The sequence below is a fragment of the Ohtaekwangia sp. genome (genome assembly GCF_036568665.1).
Classification (GTDB): domain Bacteria; phylum Bacteroidota; class Bacteroidia; order Cytophagales; family Cyclobacteriaceae; genus Ohtaekwangia.
The window spans coordinates 1-9126 of sequence record NZ_DATCSD010000316.1 but is presented as its reverse complement, the minus strand read 5'-3'; the positions used below and the strand labels follow the sequence as shown (position 1 = coordinate 9126).

Sequence of the window (9126 nt, the reverse complement as noted above, 5' to 3'; positions counted from 1 at the left end):
ACAGGCTCAGGCTACGGTTCCCCGATTACAGTGTTCAACAAGCCTTATGATTCTCGTCAGCAATGCATCGAGGCGGCATTGACTGAACTCAAAAAGGACCTTGCCGCTAAAATCGTAATTGCGACTTGTCGCCCAGACCCGATCAACTTCAACACGGCATATATGCAAAAAGTGATTGATTCAATAAACGCATTCAATGCCGATCAGAATCAACTGACAATATTTTAGGAGAATTGAGTCATCGAGTTTAGGGAGACTTATTTATTCGCTCGCTTAAAGAGCATAAGCTAACATTGACCTGGCTCAGGATTTGAGACACGCTGCTGCAATATATTTCACCGGTCGTCTTCCGTTGCTCCAACCGTGACTTCCTGATACCTGCTTTCCAACTCTCTGGATTTAATTACGGTAAATATAGTCAGCGAGCGGACTGATGACACAAAAGACTACGGCATAAACGGTTTCCCCCTTCCAGCTCTTCGCTTCCAGGAGCCCCCAATTATTCCGTTTCCTTTTGCATCATCATCCGTAGCTGACGGTGGTGCCGACCATAATTAAATCTTACAATTATGGAAAGCATCAATCAACAAAATCCATTTCAAGTTTCGGAAGTACAACTTTCTTACAAGACTACTGTAAAGCCTTCTCAACGGCCATCTATCACCAGTTCAAAAGACGCTTACGATATTCTGAGAAGTCATTGGGATGAAGGTAAACTTGATTTACTCGAACAATTCAAAGTGATCCTCACCAACAGGGCGAACAAAGTGCTTGGTATATTTGAAGTTTCCAGTGGTGGAATCTCAGGTGTAGTCGTTGATCCCAAGCTTGTATTCATTGCAGCACTGAAAGCAGGCGCAACGGGTATACTTTTATCACACAACCATCCCTCCGGCAACTTAATACCAAGCCAGCCGGACCTGGATTTAACACGCAAGATTAAGGAAGGCTGTAAAATTCTGGAGTTGACCTTGCTGGATCACATCATCATGACTTCGGAGACGTATTACTCATTTGCTGATGAAGGACTGCTATAGTCCTTCCTTTAAGATTGAACCAGTATTGGGGTACTAAATATACTCTCCAGCATAACTGAGAATTCTTTTGTGCTGACAGGCTTTTTGAGTGCAAAGTCGGCTCCTGCTGTTTTTAAAGACTGTGCTAAATCTTCAGGCATTGACGTTGATAAAGCGATGATGATTGTCTTGCGAAACATCGGCTCATCCCGTAGCGAACGAATCACCTGCTCACCATTAACTAAGGGCATGTTGTAATCTGTAAAAACGTACGCCGGTATGAAGGCGGAGTTATTCACTAGCGTTGTAACGGCCTGCTGAGAATTTCTGAAGTTTAGAAAGCATGCAGTTGTAAACTCGGATATTGCATCCGCCAGCAACTGGACATCGTCCATATCATCGTCGATTATGGCTATTGTTACCAACTCGCTAATGGGTTAATCAGACTAGACAGATGGTCATCCTACAAATGGAATGTGAAAATAAAATAAAATTCGTAGAAAACGAAATGGATTTGGGGGTGTCTAACTTTTCCGGCCTTTGACGGTTTTTCCCTTCTTTGGTTTTTCAAGCACTACTTCTGCGGCCATCTTGTCTACCCTTAAGCCTTCAAATACCGGATGACGAACACTGCCGTCTTCGGTCATCTCGGTGAACCGTATGTTGCAAACCAGCGTGGGTTCCACCCAGGTAACGTCAGCCGCATCTTTAGCCGGAGCATCCAAAGGCGATGTCTTTCGTACGAGTGGCTTTAGCTTTGCGTATACTTCCTTTAGCGACCGGTCGGTAAATCCAGTTCCTACATTTCCGATAGGCACCAACTTCCCTTTGTTCTTAACGGCCAGTACAAGGGAACCAAAATGACTGCGGGAACCTTTAGGCTCTGTATATCCCACTATGATTGCTTCCTGTCCCTGAACATTCTTTATCTTCAGCCAATCGGATGTTCGCTTTCCAATTTGATAGGTGCTCAATTTCTTTTTTGCAATGATACCTTCAAGGCCAATTTTTTTTACCTCGGCAAAGAACGCCTTTCCATAATCCTCTACGTGATCGCAATACATAACTACCGGGGACTCGGGGAGAAATTTCTTAAGGATAGCTTTCCGTTCAACAAGGGATAGACGTGTCAGGTCCCTGCCTTTCAAGGCCAGGCAGTCGAATACCAAATATTGGATGGGATAACGATCTGTGTTTTTGTAGTTCTGCAACTTTTGAAAGCTCGGTTTGCCGTCCTCTCCATACACGACAATTTCTCCGTCAAGCACTACATCTCCCTTGATTGCTTTTAACGCTTCAAATACTTTGGGGTAAGCCTTATCGAACGTCAGCCCATTTCGTGAATAGAGTTTAACTTCTTTGTTGGAAATCTCCGCTATAGCTCTATAGCCGTCCCACTTGATTTCAAAGAGCCAATCCTTATTGTCGAATGCCAACAGATCGGATAATTGCGCTTTCATGGGAGAGACAAAGGAGGTGAGCTTCCGGCCTCCTTCAATGCGTGGGTACTTCATACAGTCAAGATAGGCAAAAATCAGATCGTGCCCTTGCTTTGGGCAATGTCTTCCATCTATAGGTATATATATATCTTCAGGTTACTCCGGGTAAGTATAAACGAAACGGGTTATGCTCACTTTTTGGAATGCAAAGTTCGGTCTTTTCCCGGACTACCAGCCAAAAGCTTCCGGCATAAAACGGCACCTGCCTACGGCCTGCCTTCCCATTTATTCCTTTGCCTTTTGGCGGTAGCCAGATATAGGACTTCGCTTGTGTTGTTCCGTGAAAAGACCGGTGGCCATAGCATCAAAAAATGTTTAATCAAAACGAATGATGCTATGAAAAACTATGAAGCCATCGAAAATGCCAATCTGAAATTTAAACTTCAGAACGACAACGTATTTGTGAAACAGCAAGTCTTGAGCTTGTCATCACTCACGGGCCTTTCTTCACGGAGAGGGCTTGAGAAAGCTATTGTGTCGGAAGATCAGGTCGTGAATGTGGTCAGTAAATCTTACGGACATCTGCCGAATGAGAATTTCTTTTCGGAAGTAGAAGCGCAACTTGTCCAGTCCAATATAGGCTACATCACGCGGTCCATCAATCGCGAGAACAGATCATTTGCCGTAGACTATATCTTGTCCGGTGATAATTGGATTGTGAAAGTAAAGAACGGCAGCGATAAGCTGAGACCAATGCTCCGGTTTACCAATAGCTACGATGGATCTTGCAGGACGTCTGGGCACTTTGGATTCTTCCGCGAAATATGCAGCAATGGTCTTCATACGGCTCAATCAGAGATCGGGTTCAGCGTCAAGCATCGCGGAGACATCATTCAGGCTGTCATTCCTGAAATCAGCGAGATGATCGACAAGTTCATGGCCAATGAATTTTATAGCCTTCATAGAAGGTTTGAAGTGCTGGCAGAAAGACCCATCAAAGATCTCAAGGACTTCGTGAAGACAACGGCGGAGGAATTCAAACTCTTTCAATTCGAATGCAGCGAAAAGAATCCAGAGCCTTCACTCAATGCACGACTCGTCCTTGAAACGATTCAGAAAGAAAGCTCTTTGCTCAACACCGAACCCACCCTATGGATCGGATACAATGCTTTCAATGCATTACTGCACGGAAAACTGAAGAAAACATTCCAGGCACAGAAGAACCTGGATGCCCGGATTTTTGAAACGCTGTTGACCTACTAAATTTGCAGGAGCTGGTTGTTGAAATCAGCTCCTTTATTTTTTGTTCGCTAATTAACTGGTTGCGTCTCTGTGAATAAACTTACCCAATTTTCGAGCGCGAGTTGTGTTTTTGCCTCGCATTCAGTCAGTCGCTTCTTTCCTACGTCGTTAATTTGGTTTGGAAGGGCAGCCAGTATTGAATTTACTTTTGCAGGTAAATTAGGCGCGACAGAAGTTATTACCTCAAAAGTATAGTGTAAACGCAATGCTCGACCCTGAAACAGCACTAAGAGAGCCGTGAAAGTTGATAAAACATCGTCGTCAGCCAGATAGGTGACACCCCGAAAGGTTTCTAATAATGCTAGCAAAGTATAGTCAGGGGTTGTGGCTTCTAAAGTCTGGTTAACAAGATTATTGTGGGTAAGCAGATCGTAGAAGTCTCCGATATGGTTGGTTTGTTGAAACATTTCTATGTTTGAAACAATGTTTTTGACCAATAGATCAATCTGATTGTTGTGTCGATAGCTATCCGTGAGGACTCTCCATAACATATTTGTATCCCTCAAGCTACAGGTACAACTCCCTGTGTTAAAAATCAGTGACTCGATAATTAGATCTTTTTTTTGCCCGGTGGCGCAGATCGCTGACCAGATGTTTTCCGGATTCACCCATTTCATTGGAAACGAATTGACGCCATCACGCAAAAAATCTTGTAAACAGATGTCGAATCCGATTTCATAATTGGTCGTCAATATATAAGTCATTATAGAAATCCATAAATCGGAATTTTTGCCGTGAATTGCAAGCCGATACAAAGGGTACGTGGTACCGCAATAAAAATGCAGGCAATCCATCAACAACTGAGCAGGCATTTCCCTTACGAAGTGATCGATATCCCTTTCAAAGAAATGACTGTCGCCAAGAATCTCGTTAACAATTTCTGGTTGAAGAGTACCTCTCGTAAGCAATAGTGCTTTTATCCACCGCTTATCCAGACGTTCACTATGCAACAAAGATATAATGTCGTTCTTTTCGGAATCGTCCAGAAGGTTCCAATTTGACATCATCCATTTTAGACTTGAAAGGAGAAAATCTGTGTCTGGATAGTTAAGTAGTTTCAAGAAAAGAGGCCTCCTTATTAGGTGATTATCTCTTGTAAGCGCGATTAGAAGGTCAGCGACAGCCATCTCAAACTCGTCCAACATTTTGCCAGTTCTGATTCTTTTATCGATAAATTCAAACCACGATTCTAATACTTGCATGCCAACGTCACCATCTATGTGTTTGATGGCTTCTTCCATTGTTGCGCCAAATCTAGCGGTATCGTAGAAGATACCGTCCAGAGGCAATGTCTTGACAACAATGGGATACACTGATGCCCAAAGATTCCATATGTCCTTTTGCTCAGAACCTGTCAATTCATCAAGGGTAAATATACCCTCATTCCCATAGTGCGCGGCCAACGTCACGATAACTCTAGCACATCTTATCGCTACCTGCTCCTTTCCTATAGCACCTTTGATCCTTTGCCTTAATAATGTTTTGGTATCTTCAGAAAATCTATTCCAATTGACAAAAGAGGCGCGGATTGCGGCGAACACGATGGATGGATTTTCGTCGTTGAAAATTTGATTTATTAGCGCCTGACCTTGAGTTTCAACGCATCGCAAAAGGTGCATTATCACATCCTTTCTAAGGAATGTTTCTTTATAACTCAAAAGCAGCTCAAAGTGGCCCTGTGGTATAGCCCTTCCATCCTTTAAACTTTCAACATAGTTCCACCCATCTTCGATAGAGGGAAGCCTTTGGAGTTGCAGAGTCTCATAAGCCCGTTCTACAGCCTGAGCATCGGGAGTGTATAAAATGCCGTTGTACTGATATTCGTGAGAAATGTACGGGGTATTGCTATCGTGCCATTTTATATATTCGTCACTGGTATTACCTTCTTGAAGCAGAGCGACCAGACTTTCCCGGTTGCTCTCAGGAACATCTTTGATATTGTTGGCCAAAAAAGCGATTGAATTATCCTCAACGCTTGGGTAAATAGAATCAATGCTAGCAAATGCTGTGTCTATAACACGGTGTTTTAAATCTTCTCGAATGCCTGATGAAATAAATGAATATTGCCTAACAGCCAAGAATGCATTCTCAGGGTTAAGACATGAGGTAGCCCGCGAAAGGTATTTTATAATCGTTTCTTGCCAACCCTGCGTGCCTCTACCTGTGAAAAGAAATCTTCCTGCCTCGTAATAATTTGGATGTGAGAACTTAATGATGTTGTCGTGTATAATTATAAGTTGCCTGTGCTCTAGAAACTCAAGGACATTAAATGCCCTGTCCGTCAGAGCTAGTCCCTGGCCATAGGAGGGATATATTTCGGATTGGTCTAATGTTAACCGGGATTCACGCTTATTTATGAAGCCAAGTCGTTCTTGCCCGCTACCTAGTATATATGCCAAATCTAACTTAGCGATGCCGATGATAGGCGTTGAGCATAGTGCTAGGACGGCAAATACCTCTGCGTAGTATATGTCCTTGTCGGCAATAGAGGTGGCAATTTCCCTCGAGGATTTTCTTGCCAAATAGAGAAGCTCCTCAATGCTTTTGTTTACCAGCTCTGCCTTTTCGCAACTTGCCAAATATCGAAGTTGCCCAATTTGCAGAAGATATTCTTGATCCGATGTAAGTAGGTCCTGAGAGATGGCAGCAATAGCCGCCGGATCTATGTTATTTCTTATAGCAGTTGTACGCCAGTAATCTGACAGTGGTGCACCATGTCGAATTGTTAAGTCTCGCCAATGAATGTTTTGAATTTTATAGTCTTTTAATTGTCGCGTTCCGAATAGCTCCATCAATATCGATATCGAACAAGTAATTATGAGTTTATGATGTGGTTGTCGGTTTAAAATGAGTTGTTCAATTTCCCGTTTACGATTTTCAGAACTAGGAGCAACCTCTGCATGCCCCCATGGGTCTTCAAGAACAGCAACCTTTTCCTCTCCGACATTAGAAAGAAAGAATCTATTGATATCGCTAGGTTCATTGGACTGCGAGTACGCATAACCAGCGTCAAATAGCTGTGCTGCCAATTTTTTTGCAGCTTCACTCTTTCCACAAAGCGAGATTCCTGTCAACAAAAGTACGCCCTCCGACTGAAGGCCTTCCAGTAGGTGTTCTTCATCTGGCCTCTCGAACGGAAAGGAGGCTGTTACAGGGCGACCAGCTTTATTTTTTCGAAGGATATCAGCTATTAGCGGAAATATGTCTTGATTTCCGCCCCTACCTTCCTTTACAACCTCTAGCAATTGAAAATATATATGGCGAATTTGCGAAGAAGGGATGTGATGTAAATAGAGCAACTGGCTTTCTATTTCTCTGTCTATTTTTTCATCGGTAGCCTCCTCCCAGATTGTAACATGCTTTAGTATCTCAGCGAGATTCTTTACTGTTTTTATCGCTGTCGCTTGTTTTTTACAGAATTTCTCTCTGTCTGTCTTCAAGTCAGTTGGGCCATGCTTTAGATTGCCCAATGCGTTTGTGAATTTTATCTTGCTTGTTCTGGTGATATTTAGCTTCTTTTTTTCTTCAAGTGAATTGAAGGGTGACTTAAGCATTACTACATCATCAGAGCATCTAGATCGAGTGATAAACACAACAGTCTCATCCACTTTATCAATTATTCTCTGGAAAAGATTAGCGTCTGATGCTCGATCTTCAAAATGCGCAAGCCATTCGGCGAGTTTCTCCAAGTCTAGATTCTCTTGTTCACGCTTGATTTGTATCTGAACTCTAATTTCCCCGGACTCATTTTTGATGCTCAAAACAACATCTTCATTGTTTATTTTTTCGATGTATATTTTTGGCATTTTTTTGTGGAAGAGAAGGGAAACAAGAAGGGTGACCTTGTATTGATATTCATAACCCTGAGGCCCATATAATGTAATATTCATTGCCGTAACCTAAAGTCTAAGTGACCAGAATAATACTAAAGGTGGTTGGACAAAACAACCCTTTGTGGCAAGAATAGAACTCATTGAAATCAATGATTATTTTTTTGAATTGCCTATCGAAAATTGATCAGATAAACCGCGAAATCCAGCTAAAATCGAATGTTTAATACTAATGTTATTAGTTTTGCAAAATCTAATAAAATTAGTTTTTACCTTTGAGCCATAGCACAGGTTTTATGGAGCTCGAAAACAGGTCAGATATCATCGCTAGACTTCAGTCGGATATTCTCCGGCTCCAGCATTTTTGCTCAACCCAGAGTCCTGCCCTCGATGTTGATCTGGGCCCAATGAAGGAGTGCTTTCCCAATGGTTCGTTTCCTGTGGGTGCCATACACGAGTTTCTCTCTGGACGGATTGAGGACACCTCGGCAACCACCGGATTCCTGGCAGGCTTACTTGCCACCCTGATGGGCGTGCAGGGGACGGTGCTCTGGATAAGCGCGGCTCGTACCCTATTTCCGCCCGCTTTAAAGGCGTTTGATATTGTACCCGAACGTTTCCTGTTCCTGGATCTCAAAAACCAAAAGGAGGTCCTGTGGGCGATGGATGAAGCCCTGAAATGCTCCGCCCTCACGGCCGTGATCGGAGAGGTGCGCGACATGACCTTCACAGAATCCCGCAGGCTCCAACTTGCCGTAGAGGACAGCCAGGTCACCGGACTCATTCTTCGCCATAACATTCAAAAGGTTACCACCACGGCAAGCGTCTCGCGCTGGCGGATCACCTCATTGCCAAGCGATGTAATCGATGAAGATTTGCCGGGCATCGGACTGCCCAAATGGAAGGTGGAATTACTGCGCATGCGCAACGGCAAAGCAGGCACCTGGCACATGAAATGGAAGGAGGGTCGCTTTATGCCGGTTCTATCCGGTCAGCGCAGCCACATACCGGAACAAAAGAAAGCAGGATGAAATGGAAAAGCGTTTTGTATCGGTGTGGTTCCGGCATTTGGCTACGGACTGGTTCTCCCTCCGCCAGCCTGAACTGAAATCTGCTCCCTTTGTCCTGCGAACATCCGCGCACGGAAGGATGATTAATTACGGCTACAAACCTGGCTGCCGAACAACAGGGAATTTATACGGGTATGGCAGTGGCCGATGCCCGCGTATTTACGCAAGATTTGACCATCCTGGATGACAAGCCCGATCTTTTGGAAAAGCTCCTTCCGCGCCTCGCAGAATGGTGCATCCGGTTCAGTCCGATTGTGGCAGTTGATATGCCGGATGGCCTGCTTATCGATGCAAGCGGCTGCACGCATCTCTGGGGAGGTGATCAGGCTTATCTGGAAGACATTTCTAAGAAACTCTCCGCTCGTGGTTATGAGGTGCGTCTGGCTATAGCCGACACCATAGGAGCGGCATGGGGCATAGCCCGGTTCGGTAGCGAACCGATCGTCTCGTCCGGGCGCCATATTGATGC

7 protein-coding genes and 1 pseudogene are annotated in these 9126 nt (G+C 44.0%); 5 read left to right on the top strand and 3 right to left on the bottom strand.

The genetic code is table 11. From position 1 onward, the window contains the following. Both VIN08_RS17570 and VIN08_RS17565 read left to right on the top strand, forming a co-directional pair. The coding region (locus VIN08_RS17570) for a hypothetical protein (protein ID WP_331967648.1) at positions 1 to 228 on the top strand (228 nt) is incomplete at its 5' end. Between the two features lie 341 nt (positions 229 to 569). Continuing rightward, a complete protein-coding gene (locus VIN08_RS17565) occupies positions 570 to 1037 on the top strand; it encodes a JAB domain-containing protein (protein WP_331967646.1) in 468 nt (155 codons plus the stop codon). A gap of 8 nt (positions 1038 to 1045) precedes the next feature. On the opposite strand, the gene VIN08_RS17560 is transcribed toward VIN08_RS17565, so the two are convergent. Together VIN08_RS17560 and ligD are read right to left on the bottom strand one after the other, a co-directional pair. After that, on the bottom strand, positions 1046 to 1441 hold the full coding sequence (locus VIN08_RS17560) for a response regulator (protein ID WP_331967644.1): 396 nt from the start codon (positions 1439 to 1441) through the stop codon (positions 1046 to 1048). Positions 1442 to 1540: 99 nt separating this feature from the next. After that, the gene (ligD, locus tag VIN08_RS17555; RefSeq protein WP_331967642.1) at positions 1541 to 2530 is read right to left on the bottom strand and encodes a non-homologous end-joining DNA ligase; all 990 of its coding nucleotides are present in this window, start codon (positions 2528 to 2530) and stop codon (positions 1541 to 1543) included. Positions 2531 to 2851: 321 nt separating this feature from the next. Between ligD and VIN08_RS17550 the strand changes: the two genes are divergently transcribed. Next, complete coding sequence (locus VIN08_RS17550; protein ID WP_331967640.1) at positions 2852 to 3718, top strand: DUF932 domain-containing protein; 867 nt, start codon at positions 2852 to 2854, stop codon at positions 3716 to 3718. A 47-nt stretch (positions 3719 to 3765) separates the two neighbouring features. Here the strand turns inward: VIN08_RS17550 and VIN08_RS17545 are convergent, their stop codons facing one another. Next, positions 3766 to 7647: a hypothetical protein gene (locus tag VIN08_RS17545; RefSeq protein WP_331967638.1), complete on the bottom strand. Its 3882-nt coding sequence runs from the start codon at positions 7645 to 7647 to the stop codon at positions 3766 to 3768. Between the two features lie 236 nt (positions 7648 to 7883). Here VIN08_RS17545 and VIN08_RS17540 point away from each other — a divergent pair, with 236 nt between their 5' ends. Next, positions 7884 to 8618, top strand: coding sequence for an Error-prone repair protein ImuA (locus VIN08_RS17540; protein ID WP_331967636.1), 735 nt, complete (start codon positions 7884 to 7886; stop codon positions 8616 to 8618). 173 nt (positions 8619 to 8791) lie between these two features. Continuing rightward, positions 8792 to 9126: pseudogene (locus VIN08_RS17535) on the top strand (DNA polymerase Y family protein); the annotation flags it as partial.